At 35.5% G+C, this 17075-nt stretch carries 13 protein-coding genes; 10 read left to right on the top strand and 3 right to left on the bottom strand.

Annotated features, from left to right (window positions below; genetic code table 11):
* Positions 1-316 precede the first annotated feature (316 nt).
* The gene (gene uvsE, locus ACN6MX_RS16410) at positions 317-1270 is read right to left on the bottom strand and encodes a UV DNA damage repair endonuclease UvsE (RefSeq protein WP_419959900.1); all 954 of its coding nucleotides are present in this window, start codon (positions 1268-1270) and stop codon (positions 317-319) included.
* 307 nt (positions 1271-1577) lie between these two features.
* On the opposite strand from uvsE, the gene ACN6MX_RS16405 reads away from it, so the two are divergent.
* The 3 genes from ACN6MX_RS16405 (at position 1578) to ACN6MX_RS16395 (ending at position 6170) form a co-directional block, all read left to right on the top strand.
* The gene (locus tag ACN6MX_RS16405; protein ID WP_419962650.1) at positions 1578-2147 is read left to right on the top strand and encodes a hypothetical protein; all 570 of its coding nucleotides are present in this window, start codon (positions 1578-1580) and stop codon (positions 2145-2147) included.
* Positions 2148-2528: 381 nt separating this feature from the next.
* Positions 2529-5300, top strand: a complete 2772-nt coding sequence (locus tag ACN6MX_RS16400; RefSeq protein WP_419959899.1) for a response regulator — start codon at positions 2529-2531, stop codon at positions 5298-5300.
* Positions 5301-5312: 12 nt separating this feature from the next.
* Positions 5313-6170 (top strand): CheR family methyltransferase, encoded by an 858-nt coding sequence (locus ACN6MX_RS16395; protein WP_419959898.1) that lies wholly within the window; start codon positions 5313-5315, stop codon positions 6168-6170.
* Between the two features lie 87 nt (positions 6171-6257).
* Here ACN6MX_RS16395 and ACN6MX_RS16390 read toward each other — a convergent pair whose 3' ends face one another.
* On the bottom strand, positions 6258-7397 hold the full coding sequence (locus tag ACN6MX_RS16390) for a SpoIIE family protein phosphatase (RefSeq protein WP_419959897.1): 1140 nt from the start codon (positions 7395-7397) through the stop codon (positions 6258-6260).
* A 248-nt stretch (positions 7398-7645) separates the two neighbouring features.
* Between ACN6MX_RS16390 and ACN6MX_RS16385 the strand changes: the two genes are divergently transcribed.
* Positions 7646-8557, top strand: coding sequence for a DNA-3-methyladenine glycosylase family protein (locus ACN6MX_RS16385; protein WP_419959896.1), 912 nt, complete (start codon positions 7646-7648; stop codon positions 8555-8557).
* A gap of 162 nt (positions 8558-8719) precedes the next feature.
* Here ACN6MX_RS16385 and ACN6MX_RS16380 read toward each other — a convergent pair whose 3' ends face one another.
* Positions 8720-9238 carry a CarD family transcriptional regulator gene (locus ACN6MX_RS16380; RefSeq protein WP_419959895.1) on the bottom strand — a complete coding sequence of 173 codons (519 nt, stop codon included), beginning with the start codon at positions 9236-9238 and terminating at the stop codon, positions 8720-8722.
* Between the two features lie 207 nt (positions 9239-9445).
* Here ACN6MX_RS16380 and ACN6MX_RS16375 point away from each other — a divergent pair, with 207 nt between their 5' ends.
* The 6 genes from ACN6MX_RS16375 to ACN6MX_RS16350 all read left to right on the top strand — a co-directional run bounded on the left by ACN6MX_RS16375 (position 9446) and on the right by ACN6MX_RS16350 (position 16951).
* Positions 9446-9817, top strand: a complete 372-nt coding sequence (locus ACN6MX_RS16375) for a MarR family winged helix-turn-helix transcriptional regulator (protein WP_419962649.1) — start codon at positions 9446-9448, stop codon at positions 9815-9817.
* A 138-nt stretch (positions 9818-9955) separates the two neighbouring features.
* A complete protein-coding gene (locus ACN6MX_RS16370) occupies positions 9956-10831 on the top strand; it encodes a class I SAM-dependent methyltransferase (RefSeq protein WP_419959894.1) in 876 nt (291 codons plus the stop codon).
* Positions 10832-11013: 182 nt separating this feature from the next.
* Positions 11014-11379: a helix-turn-helix domain-containing protein gene (locus ACN6MX_RS16365; protein ID WP_419959893.1), complete on the top strand. Its 366-nt coding sequence runs from the start codon at positions 11014-11016 to the stop codon at positions 11377-11379.
* A 1674-nt stretch (positions 11380-13053) separates the two neighbouring features.
* Positions 13054-14157, top strand: coding sequence for a sugar ABC transporter substrate-binding protein (locus tag ACN6MX_RS16360; RefSeq protein ID WP_419959892.1), 1104 nt, complete (start codon positions 13054-13056; stop codon positions 14155-14157).
* A gap of 84 nt (positions 14158-14241) precedes the next feature.
* Positions 14242-15762 carry an ATP-binding cassette domain-containing protein gene (locus ACN6MX_RS16355; protein ID WP_419959891.1) on the top strand — a complete coding sequence of 507 codons (1521 nt, stop codon included), beginning with the start codon at positions 14242-14244 and terminating at the stop codon, positions 15760-15762.
* A 13-nt stretch (positions 15763-15775) separates the two neighbouring features.
* Entirely contained in the window at positions 15776-16951 is a 1176-nt protein-coding gene (locus ACN6MX_RS16350) for a sugar ABC transporter permease (protein WP_419959890.1), read from the top strand.
* The last annotated feature ends 124 nt before the right edge of the window (positions 16952-17075 follow it).

Below are 17075 nucleotides of genomic sequence, written 5' to 3'. Positions count from 1 at the left end.
AATGCTAACATTTTGCTAATACAATCAAGTGAAAATAGTAAATTCCTGTTAAAGATGTTACACCTTAGATTCAGAAAAACCTTAATATACCGCACTTTTCGCAAACATTGTTAAAGATATATCACACTTTCACCTTACGGGTAGCATGATGTAATCATGTCCTCCAGCCCTTGAAAGGGTTTTTGAGTAGAATGAAAGTGGTTTGCTAACTAATATAGCGGTGAATTAACAGAGGCTTCTCAAAAGTTTACTAAACTTTTGGGGAGCTTCTTTTTTCATTTTTTGCTTTTCATTTTATTTATTCTGTTCCCTACGGTTACCATTCCACAGATGAACTCGAAATACGTTTAACTCCCCGAATTGAAGCTATTTCATCTACAAGTCTGTGCATAGCAAGGTTCTTTTGTTTTGCTTCTATCATTATGTCAAAGTCCTGATTAAGCTCCTTAGCCATCTTTAAGAAGGGGAGAACAAAGTCTAAAGTAACAAAATCAGCATGGGAACGATAGGCTTGCTCAGATTTTGGGGAAGAGATGTGGACTTTCGGTATATTATTAACGTTATTCCAGGTTTCAAATATACGGGGTAAGTAAAGAGGGAGGTCACTCTCCACGTTATTCGCCATATAGTGATGATAATCCAGTATCATTGGAATGTTTTCCTTTTCACAAGTAATGAGTGTTTCCCGAACATCATACGTTTTATCATCATTTTCAAGTGTCATATGCTTCTTAATTTCCACTGGCAATTTTTGAAGATTTTGATGGAATCGGTTTATTGACTTAATTTTGTCCCCATAGGCTCCGCCGATATGAATATTAATTAATCCCGTATCTAGAGCATTCATTGCTTTGAGCATTTTATAATGATATTCCATATCTTTTACTGCATTTATAGTTACTTCTTCTCTTTGGCTTGTGAAAAGTGTAAATTGATTTGGGTGAAAGCTTACTCTAAGTTTAAAATTTTGGACTATATTTCCGATTTCTTCCCATTCGTTTTTGAATGGAGTTATGAAATCCCACATTACTTCTGGATGGGTTGCTAAAGGGACAAGTGAGCTTGAAAAACGGTATAAATCTATTTCATGTGCGATATTGTAGTACAAAATTCTTTTTGTATGTTGTAAATTTTGTGCCGTTATAGATTTTAACTTTTCCATTCTCTCGTGTTTAGAAAGCTTTGAATACCGTGTAAATGTTAAAATTTTTGATGGACTTGCATCCCACAAACCTAATGCACTTGCTACATAGCCGAACCGAATCTTCATCTACTTTTCCCCTTTATTTAATACTTTGATCTTAAAATCTATTCTTTTAGATTGATTTAAAAGCATTCTAAACATTAGGGCAAAAGCCGTATATTATGTTTTATTTTCTGCAAAATCCATTAATGTATACACAGAATAAGAAAATCAATTATTTCGATAGATTTATACGCATTATTATCGATACAACAGAGGTTCAAGTCACACTATACCTTGTATTTAGTATGATTGATGTGGTAGTTATTGTATTATGGATAATAGAACAACTGCCTCAACTAATACTTATAATATACAAATTAAGGAGAATTATATGGCCTGGAGCAAATTGAAGCAAAATCTGGAGAGTTTTCTCTGTCCTGCATTATATGGAAGAGTTGAATACCGTGCAACAAGCTACCGTTATTTACCTGATAAAACAGGGACTTGTTATATTGTAGTAGATAAAAAGAATGTACTTAATATGAGTGATATAACTACCTTAATCAGATGGTATCAGTCGGAGCAGGAAATTAAGAATGATTCAGATATCCAAGTTCCTATCAACAATGAGGAAATTGAAGCGATAAGAAAAGAAACCAATGGGATAGTTCCTGAGGATCGTCTTCAAGTGATTGCAAGGAGTAGAAAATTATCAGTATATGCAAAGGAGCTTTTGTCAGCACAGTCATCATTAAGTAAATCAAATTTTACCGTTGTAGCTAATAAGTTTTTATCCACCCCTATAGAGGAAAGTCTAGAGAGCAATGATATCCTATTGAATATTCTTGCTTTGGTAGACAGACGGCTTGGAAAAAAACGAATTTTAAACATGACTGAGAAGATGAAGTTAAAGCATCCAATTGTGCAGTATTTTTATGAACTACGGCTTAGTACGTTTTGATCATAAATAACTCATCACCTGAACATTACTTACCTGAGATAAATTTATCGTTATGTAGATTTTGTTTTATCCATGGGCTAGTTATTAGAAGAATAGAACCCTTCCCATCTGCTATTCTCAAGGTTTGTGCTTAGAAGACTGACAAACGCCTTTCATTGAGTTAATTACAACTTAATAACATTCAATAGTTAAGAGACCTTTTATCCAAACATAGACTTGGAAAGAGGTCTTTTTAAGTTTAAATATTTTTATAAAATAGTGTCTAAACTGTATGAGAACTTATTAATGATAGATTATAATATAGTCCTAGGAAACTCTATTATTTTGCTGCCACTTCATATAGTATTAAAATAGAAATTTAAAAATAAAGGTAGGATTTAAATGGAGAATAAATGGAAGTTTGGTATACGTTCAAAGATTACCATCGGTTACGTCATCATTATTATTTGTTTATTTGCTTCCGTGATTATATTGAACAATCAAATTCGTTCACTTCAGCAAGAAAGAAATTATCTTCTACAATATAATAATAAAGTAGAAACATTGACAAATAATGTAGAAAAATTTGTGATGGATATGCAGGCAGGTCAGCGAGGATTTATTATTACAGGAAATGAAATCTACTTAGAGCCTTACTATAAAGCAGAGGGTGAATGGCAGATTGAATTCGAGGAACTGTATCAGTTAATGGCCGACAAACAAGATCAGCAACAAAAACTCCAAGTGATAAGAGAAACAATTGACCTATGGATAGCTGAGGCTGGGGAAAGCGCGATAAGACTTAAAAGGGATAATAATGATGCTGCTATTCAAGAATTCTATGCAAATGATCGTGGTCGCGAATACATGGAGTCCATAAGAATCCAGTTTAATGACTTCCGCGAATCTGAAAGAGAAATTGCACAAGTTAGAGCCAAGGAGTTAGATAGTCAAAATAATACATTAACTGTAGGATTATTTGGACTACTCCTAGCTGTTTCAATAATTGCGATAACAATAGCAAGTCAGGTTTCCAAATCGATTGTGAGAACTATTAATGAGGTAGCGCAAACCATAAAAAAAATTGCCTCTGAAAATGGTAATCTCAAAGAAAGAATACATGTAAACACTAATGATGAAATAAACGATCTTGCAAATGCAACAAATGAGCTATTAGATAACTTGGACGACCGAGAATGGTTACAAAAAAATCTTGCTGAAATTGTTACAAAATATCAGGGTGTTGCTTCTATAGATGCACTTTCAAAAGTATTTATGTCTGAATTAGCTAAAATGACCAACTCTTCTTTTGGCGCATTTTATGTAAGAGAAACAAATGATCATGAAAATTATTTCATGAAGAAAGCCTCCTTTGCGGATACTAATTTCCAGAAAGAAATTGGAAGGGAAAGTTTCCGATTAGGGCAAGGCCTGATTGGACAATGTGCGCAAGAGAAACAGAGCTTTGTATTTAATGAAATACCAAAGGATTATCGCTATATATCTACAGGTTTAGGGGAGGTACCTCCTCGTAGTATATTTATTGTTCCTATATTATTTGAAGAAGACGTCATTGCAGTGATGGAACTTGCTACTTTGTCTGAATATAGTAAGCTACAGCTGGACTTAGTAAAACAGATTGTGGAAACCTTTGGACTATCGATTAATAGTGTAATGGGGCGTATGGAAATTGTTCGGCTATTAAACGAATCCAGAGCGATGACAGAGGAATTACAAGTGCAGTCTGAAGAATTACAAACTCAATCCGAAGAGCTTCAAATGCAAACAGAAGAATTAACACAAATTAATGAACAATTAGAAGAAAAAACAAAGGATGCAGAGACAAAAACTGAAGAATTAGAGAAAATAAGACAAGAATTAGAAGAAAAGGCAGTCCAACTTACACTACATTCAAACTATAAATCGGAGTTTCTTGCGAATATGTCTCATGAACTCCGAACGCCTTTGAACAGTATCCTGATACTATCGGAAATGCTAGCAGAAAACAATCAAGGACGTTTAACAGAAGAGGATTCAGAGTTTGCAAATGTTATACACTCTTCAGGGGAAGACCTTCTATCGTTAATAAATGACATCTTAGATCTTTCTAAAGTAGAGGCAGGTAAACTGGAAGTTTTATTTGAAGAAGTGAATTTAAGTGAATTACCTGTACATATGGATCATGTATTTTCGCCAGTTGCACAGAAGAAAGATTTAGAATTCCATATTTTCAAAGCGGAAGATGTAAAAGATCTTTTCTTTACAGATGAAAAAAGGTTTCAGCAAATTTTAAAAAATCTCCTATCAAACGCGTTTAAATTCACCAAAGAAGGTTCCGTTGCTTTGTCTATTAAACAAATTGATAGCCAACTGCAAACGGAGGAAATGAAAGTAATAAGTAAAGATTGGTTGGAAGTGTCTATAGCCGACACTGGCATTGGTATACCTATAGACAAGCATGAGCTCATCTTCGAAACATTCCAGCAAGCGGATGGTGCAACCGTTCGTAAGTATGGCGGAACAGGTCTTGGTTTATCTATTTGTAAAGAGTTTGCTAAGCTACTTGGTGGTTGGATTACTTTGCAAAGTGAAGAAGGTGTAGGCAGCATATTTAAACTAATTGTTCCAAGTCTACCGAACGGCCTTACTCTAGATGCACATCTAAATATAGGTTATTCAGAAGTATCAGCCACACAATTATCAGTGGAGCCGCTCGCAGTCGACAATCCAGAGATACCGAAGCAAAAAATAATTGAAAACGATGAAGTGCTAGCTTCTTTGCATGATCATGCGAATGTCTTCCAAGATAAAAATATCTTAATCGTTGACGATGATTACCGTAATATATATGCTCTTAAAACAGCCCTTGAAAGAAGGGGAATGAATACCCTTGAAGCTAAAGATGGTATCGAATGTTTGGAAATACTACAGGGCGAAGCCAAAATTGATATTGTACTAATGGACATCATGATGCCGAATATGGATGGATATGAAACGATGTCTAGAATTAGAAATGATCTGCAATTTAAAGAATTGCCTGTAATAGCTTTAACAGCCAAGGCAATGAAAAATGATCGAGATAAGTGTCTAGAGGCTGGTGCTTCTGATTACATCAGTAAACCGTTAAATCTAGATCAACTATTCTCTGTTCTTCGAGTATGGTTAGTATCTTAAGGGAGTTAAAAGATGGGCAAGCAATGCGAAAATATGGAATTTGAGGGCGTATATGTACAACATGAAGACTTGGAAATCGAATTCCTGTTGGAAGCAATCTATCGCTTATCAGGATTCGATTTTCGGCAATACAATCGGTCTTCCATTTCTCGTCGTATTCACAATCGCATGAATATTAATGGCATTGAGACGATCACAGGTTTACTAGAAAAAGTGATACATGAAAAGGACTTTTTAGAACAAATGATAAATGACTTTTCGATCAATGTAACAGAAATGTTTCGTAATCCAAGCTTTTTCAAAGCTTTTAGAAAAGAGGTAGTACCTATTCTTCGTGAGTATCCAGAGATTCGTATTTGGCATGCTGGATGTGCGACAGGTGAAGAGGTATTCTCTATGGCAATTTTGTTAGAAGAAGAGGGTCTTAAGGACAAAACAGTTATATATGCGACAGATATGAATGAACAAGTATTAGAAAAAGCCAGCATAGGAGCTTTTCCTATCCAAAAAATGCAAGCATACACAAAAAACTATATGCTTGCAGGGGGAAATTATGCTTTTTCTGAGTACTATAAAGCAGATCATCAATATGCTTATTTCCATCCATCGATACTAGAAAACATTATCTTTGCACAGCATAACCTTGTGACAGATCAATCGTTCAATGAATTTCATGTTATTATATGCCGAAATGTCCTTATTTACTTTACTCCGGAGCTTCAGGACCAGGTGCAGCATCTTTTTTATGAGAGTTTAAGTCCTCTAGGGTTCCTCGGATTAGGGGACAAAGAAACACTCCGTTTCTCTCAAGTCATGGAAAACTATCAAGAAATAGTAGGAAACGAACGTATTTATCAAAGGGTTAGATAATGAACGTAAAAAGCAGAATATCATAAGTGAACAATAAAATAAAAAACGCATGAACGTTGATATATCATCGTTCATGCGTTTTTTACCTTATTCTTTGCATTTAATCATTAACACACACATATCGTCTGGTTGAGCAGTTTGTTTATCTTTTGTTAGTAGGTTGTCAATCAGCGACTGTGATTGGTTCCACTTTTTAGAAGCTAACTGTTGAAGGTGTTTTTCTGATTCTATTTCACATGGTCCCATTGCTTCTAAAACGCCGTCTGTATACAATATAATTTGAATATCTTTCTCGTACGTAATAACCTCTTTCTTAACCTCTATCTCATCAAAGAATCCAACAGCACAGCTTCCTCGATCTATTGGAATTATTTTGTTGTCGTCGACAAGTGCAAATCCCGGTGGATGACCAGCATTTACGTACTCAATAGTTTTCTGTTCTGTGTCTACTACCATATATATCGCTGTAAAATAATAAGGAATTCCAATTTTTTCGTTATGTAAAACAAGCATATAGCGATTTAATTCCTTAATAACAAGTTCAGGTTCCACTAATTGCTTAATAGATTCTCTTAATACGGAGGAGATAAACATACATACTAGGGAAGCAGAAATACCATGTCCCATCATGTCCAACAAAACGATTGCATACCGATGTTCACTTATTTTATGCCAATAGTACATGTCCCCAGCAAGATTAAAGGAAGGGAGATATGAAACTTCTATTTGAATTTTTTCTTCCGTAAAGGGGGGAGTTAAAAGACTTCTTTGGACATGTGTAGCTAAGTCTAGTTCGTATTGAATTTTGTTTTCATGCTGTGTATGCCAATCAAGTTCTGCTTTTAATCGAAGGGCTACACGAATACGTGCTAATAGCTCCACTTTATTTATTGGCTTCGTTATGTAGTCGATACCACCAATATCAAGTGCTTCAGCTAATTTGTTTTTATCCTCTAGAGCTGTTACGAAAATAATTTGGATATCTTTAAATCTCTCATTTTGTTTAATGCGTTTACAAGCCTCAAGGCCATCAATTTCGGGCATCATAATGTCTAGTAGGATTAAATCCACCGAATTAATGGTAGGATTTGGGTTATCGAGCTGTAAATAGTCAAATAACAGTTGAGCCGATGTTAGCGATACTGTATCTTTATAACCAGCGCTATCTAATATTTTTTCTATTACAAATAGATTGACGGTATTGTCATCTACTAGTAGAATCGTCATTGGTTATTGCCCCCTGTAGTTTATAAAAATAGTTTTGTATTTTTCACTTAATAATAATAGCTAAATCTTATTATCTCTTTATTATACAAAAGAATAATCAGGTACGGTATTTTAAAGTTTAAATACTACAAATAAATAAATTCGTAAAATTCGATAATAAGAATATTACCATCAATCGGGATGAGATTCTGCTACCCAACTATATATGATACAACTAATTATGTAGGAAAATGAAGGGGTGTTTTGGTATGGTTGTTTATCAAAATGATGATTTAGTTATAAAGGTTCCAAAAGAATTTAGCTTAAAAGAAAATATTAATTATATGTCACGCTCTTCAAATGAGTGCATGTTTGAAATTCGGGAGGATATAATCGTAAAGGCAATTCCCATCACAGATGAAGTTCCATTGGTTGAAATTAGAGAGAACACTGACGGAAATCTTGTTATTCGCTTTTTAAGAGACACCAATCCCGTAAGCGAAAAAGTACGGTACGAAGTTCAACAGTATGTGAGGGACTGGTTTGATCTGGATAATGATTTAAAGCCTTTTTATGCAATGGCTGAAAACGACTTGTTGCTAGAAAAAGCAATTGACGAATTTTATGGATTACGTAATATTGGGATTCCAGATTTATTTGAAGCACTAGTTTGGGGAATTCTTGGACAGCAGATCAATTTGACATATGCGTATACATTAAAAAGACGTCTGGTGGAAACATTCGGGAGGTCAATTGAATGGGAGGGTCGTGAGTATTGGATCTTCCCTGAAGCGAAAGATATTGCAAATCTGACAGTGGAGGATTTGGCCCCACTTAAGATGACCGTAAAAAAATGTGAATACCTTATTGGTGTTGCACAGCTAATTGTCAATGGGAGTCTTTCAAAATCACTTGTAAAGGGAACTGGAAACTTTAAAGAAGCAGAAAAAATGCTTGTCAAAATCCGTGGCATTGGACCATGGACTGCAAATTATGTATTAATGAGATGTCTACGATTTCCGAACGCATTCCCGATTGATGATGTCGGGTTACATAATGCGATTAAACGTTTAACAGGTGCAGAAGAGAAGCCGACGAAAGAAGAAATATTGAAACTAGCAAGCCCATGGAAGGGATGGGAATCCTATGCAACTTTTTATTTGTGGAGATTCTTGTATTGAAACAAAGATGATTGAAAAGAAATGCAGAGACTAATGGGTCTACTTGGAACAACACTTAACTTTTGTTAACTATTCTTATTTGATAATTTGGGATAATAAAAACTAAAAATAGCCCCCAATCAATTCACTGAATTGATTGGGGGCTATTTTTTATAGAATGAATCACACAGTACTTGGAATTTCCATCGTCGAGTGGACACTGTTTGAAATCTCTTCCATTATAGATTCAAAGGAAGTATTTAAAGAGTATGCCAGTTCCCTGTAGAGAATATTTTGAACGGAAATTAGTAGCTTCAAATCCTGATCGAGTAATTTCTTGTTATCCAGTTCAGCTTCATATTTTTTCCGTAATAATGTATTCACTACTTTCGAAAGCTTTTTCCGATTGCCACTATTAATAATATCAGAGTAGGTTTTTGTACGTTCTTTGTTATTTTCGATCCACTCAATACCTGGTGAATGGAAGGAGTTTAATATTATTTTTGCCTTGCTATGATCAAGAAGTTCAAGCATGCTTACCGCAGTATTGTCTACAGGAGTACTTATCGATAACTTCAAGTTATCTAATGGATGTAAAAAATAATATTTCTTAGTAATGCCATTATATGTTTTTTCACAAATATCATCTATTTGGCATATACCGTGTGCAGAATAAATAATTAGTTCCCCGATTTTAAACATACTACATGCTCCTCTAAATAATATTGTCAACTTAGTTAACTAAATTAATTATAAGCTTTATTTTGAAAATAGTCAACTTAGTTGACGATAAGTGAGAGTACTTGTATATTTAGTATCGGAGAAAAAGTGAATGGAGGAAAATGCTTGAATGATGACTACGATGTAAATAGTTTAGATTTAATCGACTTAATAAGTGAAAGACATATTATGATTCGAAAAATAACGGAAGAATTATGGAATAACAGCAATGATATTTATATGTCCAATTCAGAATGGTTCATCATTGCGAGAACTTATAAAAAAAATCCAACAATTTCCTATATTAATAAACAAGTAAATATTTCACGCCAGGCAACACATAAATTTATCAGAAGCTTAGAGTCAAAGGGACTGGTAGAAATTAGTCGAGTCGAAAACAATAATAAAGAAAAGTGCATACGGCTCACTACCTTAGGAGAAGCATGCTATGAAAAAAACGAATCGCTTAAGGCTGGGCTAGAGAAGAAAATTGCTGATCAAATAGGTAAGGAAAAGATAGACCTATTAAAAGAAATATTGAAATTAAATTGGGGAATATAATCTAGAACGCTATAAAATTATAAAACTAAATGCAACGATCTAATTTCTATAATTTAAAAAGGCCAAATCTCCATTATTAAAATTGGAGAGTGGTCTTCTTTTTTATATGTAGACTTTTAGAAGGAACTTTCTATCTCTATGCAGAACTACTTATTAAATGAAAAGAATGTAGGTGGCTTTATGAATAACATTATTGAATACTACGACAAGTTTGATGAGTGGGGACGACTGGACAGAGAGCCTATCGAGTTTCAAGTGAATTGGCATTATATTAAAAAGTATCTTCCTCTGAATGGGGAAATTCTAGATAATGGTGCCGGACCAGGGAAATATTCTATGCAACTTGCTAGTGAGGGATATAAAGTAACACTCACTGATCTAACTCCAAGGCTTGTAGAAGTTGCTAAAAATAAAGCGCATGAACTGAAGATAGAACAAAATTTTAATGGTTTTCATGCTGCTGATGCAAGAGATCTTACTTTACTGAAGGATGAACAGTTTGATGCTACATTAATGCTTGGCCCTTTGTATCACTTACAAGAAGAAGCCGATCGTATTAAGGCAGTAAAAGAGTTGTATCGGGTTACGAAAATGGGTGGAATTATTTTTGTAGCATTTATGCCGAGAATTAGACATGTTTTAACTTCTCTTTTATATCCTGAAAATTGGAAGCCAAATAACCAGATGGATAACATCGAGCAATTTTCTCAAAATGGATGTTTTAATCATGAAGACGAAGGACGATTTACAGGTGCCTATTACTTTAACATAGAAGAGATCAAACCATTCATGGAGGCCCAAGGATTTGAAAGTCTAGAATTAATAGGTTCCAATATAGGCACTCTCTTGAACAGTGATAATTGGAGATACTGGAGAGATAAAGGAGAAAGCGAGTTCGAGAAAGTTATAAAAATACTAACTGAAAAAGCCAATGATCCCAATGTTTTAGGAATCTCCTCACACTTACTTTATATTGGAAGAAAGATGGACCATATATCGAAAGAAAAGAAATAAAATTAAATTCTATAAAAAGAGGTGGCGGCTCCAATATATAAACTTATTTAGTAAGTCTTAATAACCACTCTCTTAGTATAGGTATTTCCTATTCATTATCTGATAATTTACATAATATTTATGAAGTGGGGTAAATATTAGTAGATTGTTAATTTAATAATGATATGAAGGGAGAGTTTACTATGCAAATCAAGGGAGAGGTATTACGCACAGTACGAAAAGAACAGAATATGTCACAGGAAGAATTAGCTTTAGAGTTAAAAGTGACGGTCAGCACCATTTCTAACTGGGAACGTAAGGAGTACATCCCAGATGAGCGGTATAATAAACCGATTGCACGAGCCTTAGACGTGAATGTCCATAAGCTTACTGGAGTTCCAACAGATGTTTCAACAGTAGATGTGAAACGAATAGATACCTATGAGGAAGAAAATATTTTACTTAAACGTTTGATGGAATCCTTTGAACAATTCGTACAAGATAAAGAAAAGAATATGGGTAATGATAAACACGAAGAATCATGGGAGGAAGATTGGCGAAATAACTAAAGTTATTGTTCAATCACTGAAGACTTCGAAATATACACATGAGCCCGGATAACGGTACTATGATGAATTACACATAATCCAGAAAAAGTTACTAAGGAAAAAAGAACATTCAAAGAAACCTTAAGCATTTTGATGCTTAAGGTTTCTTTTTTTAAAGATAAGTATATAAAAGTGTCCCGTGAACACTGGGTTTTCGGCGTTTTTAAAAATGAATAATACTATGATTTCCGTTTCAGGTGGAGACAAGGGAACGATGGCTAAGAACGCCATCTTTCACTACAATCCATTTAATGTGTAGTACTCCACTAGAAAATTCAGCATAGCTTATCGCTTAGATACTAAGATCGGTCAAATTATTTGTAATCGCTCTGAATTAGAAATGCAATTATCCAATGATAGAGGAAGAAAGCAGATTTTCTTTTATACTAGTGGAGGTATTGAGAAATAGTAAGTGTTTACCAAATAAAGAAGCGAAATAGCGAACGAAATTGTATCTTCGTGAGCTCCTGCTAGGAGTAGAATCGTATCTTTTCTCTAGTTAAACAAAAACGCACTAACCTGTTTCTATTAGTTGCGGAAGGGTGACGGAAGGCAACCGCCATAAGATTACCGAAAAAAGTGAGTATTGGTTGTGACAATCGTCACAACCAATACTCACTAAAAATTCACTCGGTAATGCTATAGCAAAACGACTATCCAAAGCCCTTCGAAAAAGAAAGAAACAGGTTTTGATCTTAAAGGACTGGGTATGTTATTTTGCCCGGTTTTTCTTAAAGAATAAGAAAGTATATAAAAATGTACCATGAGCACTGGATTTATAGCACTTTAAAAAATGAATAATACTTGTGATTTCCGTTTCAGGTGGACGCTTTCCGTGGGGTGAGCGATGAGCTATCACCGTCGCTAGCGCGTCGATGTGATAGCTCATCTGTCTCACTCATCCCGCCGGAGTCGCCACGTTTCACTACAATCAATCAGTGTGTAGTACTCCACTAGAAAATTTAGCATAGCTTATCGCTTAGATGATAAGATTGGTCAAATTTTAGAGAGTGATCAAATTATTTGTAATCGCTTTAGCATTAGAAATGCGATGAACCAATGATAGAGGAAGAAAGCAGGTTTTCTTTTACACTAGTGGAAATAAAGAGAAATAGTAAGTGTTTGCACTATAAAGAAGTGAATAGCGAACGAAATTGCATCTTCGAGAGCTTATTCTATGAATAAGAAAGTAGCTTTTCTTTAGTTACCTAAAAATGAACTAACCTGTTTCTAAAAGTTGTAGGAGGGCGACGGACAGACGAACGCCATAAGATTACCGAGAAAAGAGATGCTGGTCGTGACGTTAGTCACGACCAGCATCTCTAAAAAAACATTCGGTAATACTAAAGCAATAAGTCTGTCCAGAGCCCTTCGAAAACGTTAGAAACAGGTTTTGAACTATAAGGACCGGGCGTCTTTTTGCCCGGTTTTTCTTATTGACATAAATAATTGACATGAGATCCACTCAACCCACCATCACCATGAATTCCAGTCCAAAACCTCTACATCACCCCAAAAAGTTAAAAAAGTATAGGTAATGATAAAAGAATACAGTTGATAGCGCTTTCATATAAATATTCGGAATTTATAATTAAGGAGTAATTACTTTTTAGAAAAAGGGAGAGGGATAAAAGAATGAAGAAGTTCAAGGGGTTAACTTTTTTAGTTATTTTGATGATTTTCGCATTAGTAGCCGCGGGATGTAACAATGGCGGAGATAGTTCAGTTGATGTTGGTATCGTATTGCCAACAAAGGATGAGCCGCGTTGGGTTCAAGATGAACAGCGCTTTAAAGATGCTTTAGCAGATTCGGATTACTCTACGGAAATCCTGTTCAGCCAAGGATCTTCAGCGAAAGAAAAAGAAAATGTAGAAGCATTACTAAATAAAGGAATAAAAGTATTAATCATCACTCCTCATGATGGAGCGGCAGCTGCAGCAGCAGTGGAAGCAGCGAAAAAAGAAGGTGTAACTGTTATTGCATATGACCGCTTAATCACGGATACGGATGCAGTAGATTACTATGTAACTTTTGATAGCTTAGCAGTGGGTGCTGCACAAGCACAGTATTTAGTAGACAATGCAGATGGCTCTGATGTACCACTTTATTTGTATGCAGGTGCGGCGTCTGATAACAATGCATTCTTGTTCTTCGAGGGCGCATGGAAAGTTCTTCAACCGAAAATTGCAGACGGAACTTTCAAAATTGCCAATTCAAGCGAAGCAGAAGCTTTAAAAGATTCAGCGGACCTGTCGCGTGACCAATTAGGTAAAATCATCGGTCAGATTACAACGAACTGGGATGCAAATGATGCGAAAAACAAAGCACAAACTCATTTAACAGCAGCTGCTGACGACTTAAAAGGAGACGTTTCAATTCTAGCTCCAAATGATGGAACTGCTCGTTCGATCGCAGATGTATTTGCTTCTGACAACGCAATTACAAATTACTTTGTAACAGGGCAAGATGCAGAAAAAGCATCGATTCAATACATTATTGACGAACAACAATCAATGACAGTTTTCAAAGATGTTCGTACATTAGTGAAAGATGCCATGGGTATGGCAGTAGAAGTGTTAGATGGTAATACACCAGAAACAACAGGTTCTTACGATAATGGAGAAGTTGAAGTAAAAGCGAAACAAACGGATGTTATCGTAGTTGACAAAGAAAATGTAAAAGCAGAACTAATCGATTCTAAGTATTACGAAGCGAGTGAATTCACTGGTTTAGAGTAAAGCAACTAAAAAGGAAGAGTAGTGGTAGATTCATCTATCACTATTTCTCCCTTTCTATTTAGTTTTAGCTAGGGAGGCAATAGTATGAGTGATTATATTTTAGAGATGAATAATATTTCTAAAGAATTCCCAGGAGTTAAGGCTCTCTCAAACGTGAATTTCAAAGTGAAAAAAGGCGAGATTCATTGTTTAGTTGGGGAAAATGGTGCAGGTAAATCCACTCTTATGAAAGTGTTGAGTGGTGTCTATCCATATGGTGCTTATGATGGAGACATCGTATTTGAGGGGAAGGTTCAACAGTTCAACGAGATTACGGATAGCGTCAAAGTTGGTATCGGAATTATTTATCAAGAGCTAGCTCTATTTCCGGATTTGACAGTGTATGAAAATATATTCGCTGGAAATGAATTGAAAAAAGGTCCGTTCGTAGATTGGAATAAAACGATAGTTCAAGCAACCGGGTTATTGGAAAAAGTGAAGTTAAGAGTAACTCCAGAAACATTGATCAAGGAATTAGGTGTAGGGAAACAGCAGCTAGTTGAAATTGCCAAGGCTTTAAGTAAGGATGTTAACCTACTGATATTAGATGAACCGACTGCAGCACTCAATGAAGATGATAGTGAGAATTTATTGGTACTTCTAAAGGAACTGAAAAACCAAGGAATTAGCTGTATTATGATTTCGCATAAGCTAAAGGAAGTCATTTCTATTGCAGATAAAGTAACTGTTTTACGAGATGGGCAGACAATTTGTACTTTGGACGCAAGTAATGGAGAAGTATTTGAAAATGTCATTATTAAAAATATGGTTGGCCGTGACATTGAAGATATTTATCCAAAACGTCCAGACAAGAAAATTGGTGAAACAATTCTTGAACTATCGGATTGGACTGCTTATGATCCACAACTAGGACGCAATGTAGTTAAAAACGTTCAGCTTGAGGTAAAAAAAGGCGAAATTATTGGCATTGCAGGTCTTATGGGATCTGGTCGTACCGAACTTGCCCTTAGCATTTTTGGAAACCCTAAAAAGTATAAACTACAGGGTGACATGAAAATGTTTGGGGAAACAAAAGTATTGAAGCATACAAGTGAGGCGATTAAAGCTGGTATTGCCTATGTGACAGAGGATCGTAAAGGAGATGGCTTATTCCTACTACAGGATATTAAGAGTAATGTTTCTGCAGCGCATCTAAAAGGAATTTCCACAAAGGGAATACTAAATTTAAACGAAGAAGTGAAAATAGGAACAGAATATAAGGATTCACTCTATATTAAAGCAAGTTCGCTTGAGCAAATTGTAGGGAAACTAAGCGGTGGGAACCAACAAAAAGTATCACTTGGCAAATGGTTGTTTACTGGACCTAAGATTTTGATATTGGATGAACCGACAAGAGGAATTGATGTGGGAGCGAAGTTTGAGATATATACAATTATGAATGAACTGATCAATGAAGGAATGAGTATTATTATGATTTCCTCAGAACTAGGTGAAGTGTTAGGTATGAGTGATCGAATATATGTCATGGCGGAAGGCTCCGTTAAAGGAGAGCTAACTATGGAGGAAGCGACACAAGAAACGATAATGGAACTTGCGACGCAATAAGAGGGGGATAACGATGAACTTTTTTGGAGAAGCAAAAGCACTCGTCAAAGCCAACATTCGAGATTATGGAATGTATATTGCGTTAATAGTGATAATGTTAACGTTTACGATTATGACGAACGGCCTATTTATGTCTTCACGAAACATTAGTAATTTATTGGATTCAGCAGGTTATATCGCCGTATTGGCAGTAGGGATGACACTCGTGATCGTCATTCGTCATATAGATTTATCGGTTGGATTTTTAGCAGGATTTCTTGGGGCGATTGCTGCGATATTCTTAACACAAATGGGTGTATCTGTATGGATTACTATACCAGTTATTTTAATCCTTGGAGCAATGATTGGGTTGGTTAATGGTGTATTAGTTGCAAAAATAGGAATCCCATCCTTTGTAGCTACACTTGCTGGAATGCTAATTTTCCGCGGTGCATTACTGCAGGTTACGGAAAAGACAGGAACAATTATTGTTAAGGACGATCAGTTTAATGCGATAGGGAACGGATTTATCCCATCTATTATACAAGTAAATGGCTTGCATCTATTAACATTATTAGTAGGTTTAGTAGGGATTCTATTATTTGTTTACAATGAAATTTCTAACCGCCGTAACAAAATGACTTATGGTTTCGAGGTTATGTCTAGTGGGTTATTCAGTTCCAAGCTTGTATTAATATCCGCTATCATTGGATATATTACATGGATTTTAGCAGGGTACAACGGTTTATCTTGGACAGTAATCATTATGATTATAGTAGTAGTTATCTATCATTTCTTATCGACGAAAACTGTGCTTGGTCGCCACATTTATGCAGTCGGAAGTAATCCAGAAGCTGCTCATTTAAGTGGTATCAATGTACAAAAGATTACATATATCGTATTTGGATCGATGGGAATGCTCGCTGCATTATCTGGGATTCTATTTACTTCCAGACTTCAATCAGCAACGACTACAGCAGGTACACTCTTCGAACTTGATGCAATCGCTGCTGCATATGTTGGAGGGGTATCTTCTGCCGGTGGTGTTGGTAAAGTAACAGGTGCTATTATTGGTGCCATTGTCATGGCTTCCTTATCAAGTGGGATGAATCTGCTAGGTGTTGGTATTTCATATCAATACATGATCCGCGGAGGCGTTTTAGCTGGAGCAGTAATTTTTGATGTGATGACACGCAAGCAACGGGCTTAATACAATAGGTTCTGATTTGTGGCACCCTTGCTTTTATAAGGGTGCCTTATGTTATTAATACGGTAAAGTTCTTACTGAAAGACAATAGGGAGTATTTACTTGCTTTCAATCTCTATTTATTTGC

It is taken from the genome of Psychrobacillus sp. BM2 (assembly GCF_048572895.1).
Lineage (GTDB): Bacteria > Bacillota > Bacilli > Bacillales_A > Planococcaceae > Psychrobacillus.
The sequence above is the reverse complement of the archived record's forward strand: the minus strand, read 5'-3'. Positions and strand labels throughout refer to the sequence as shown.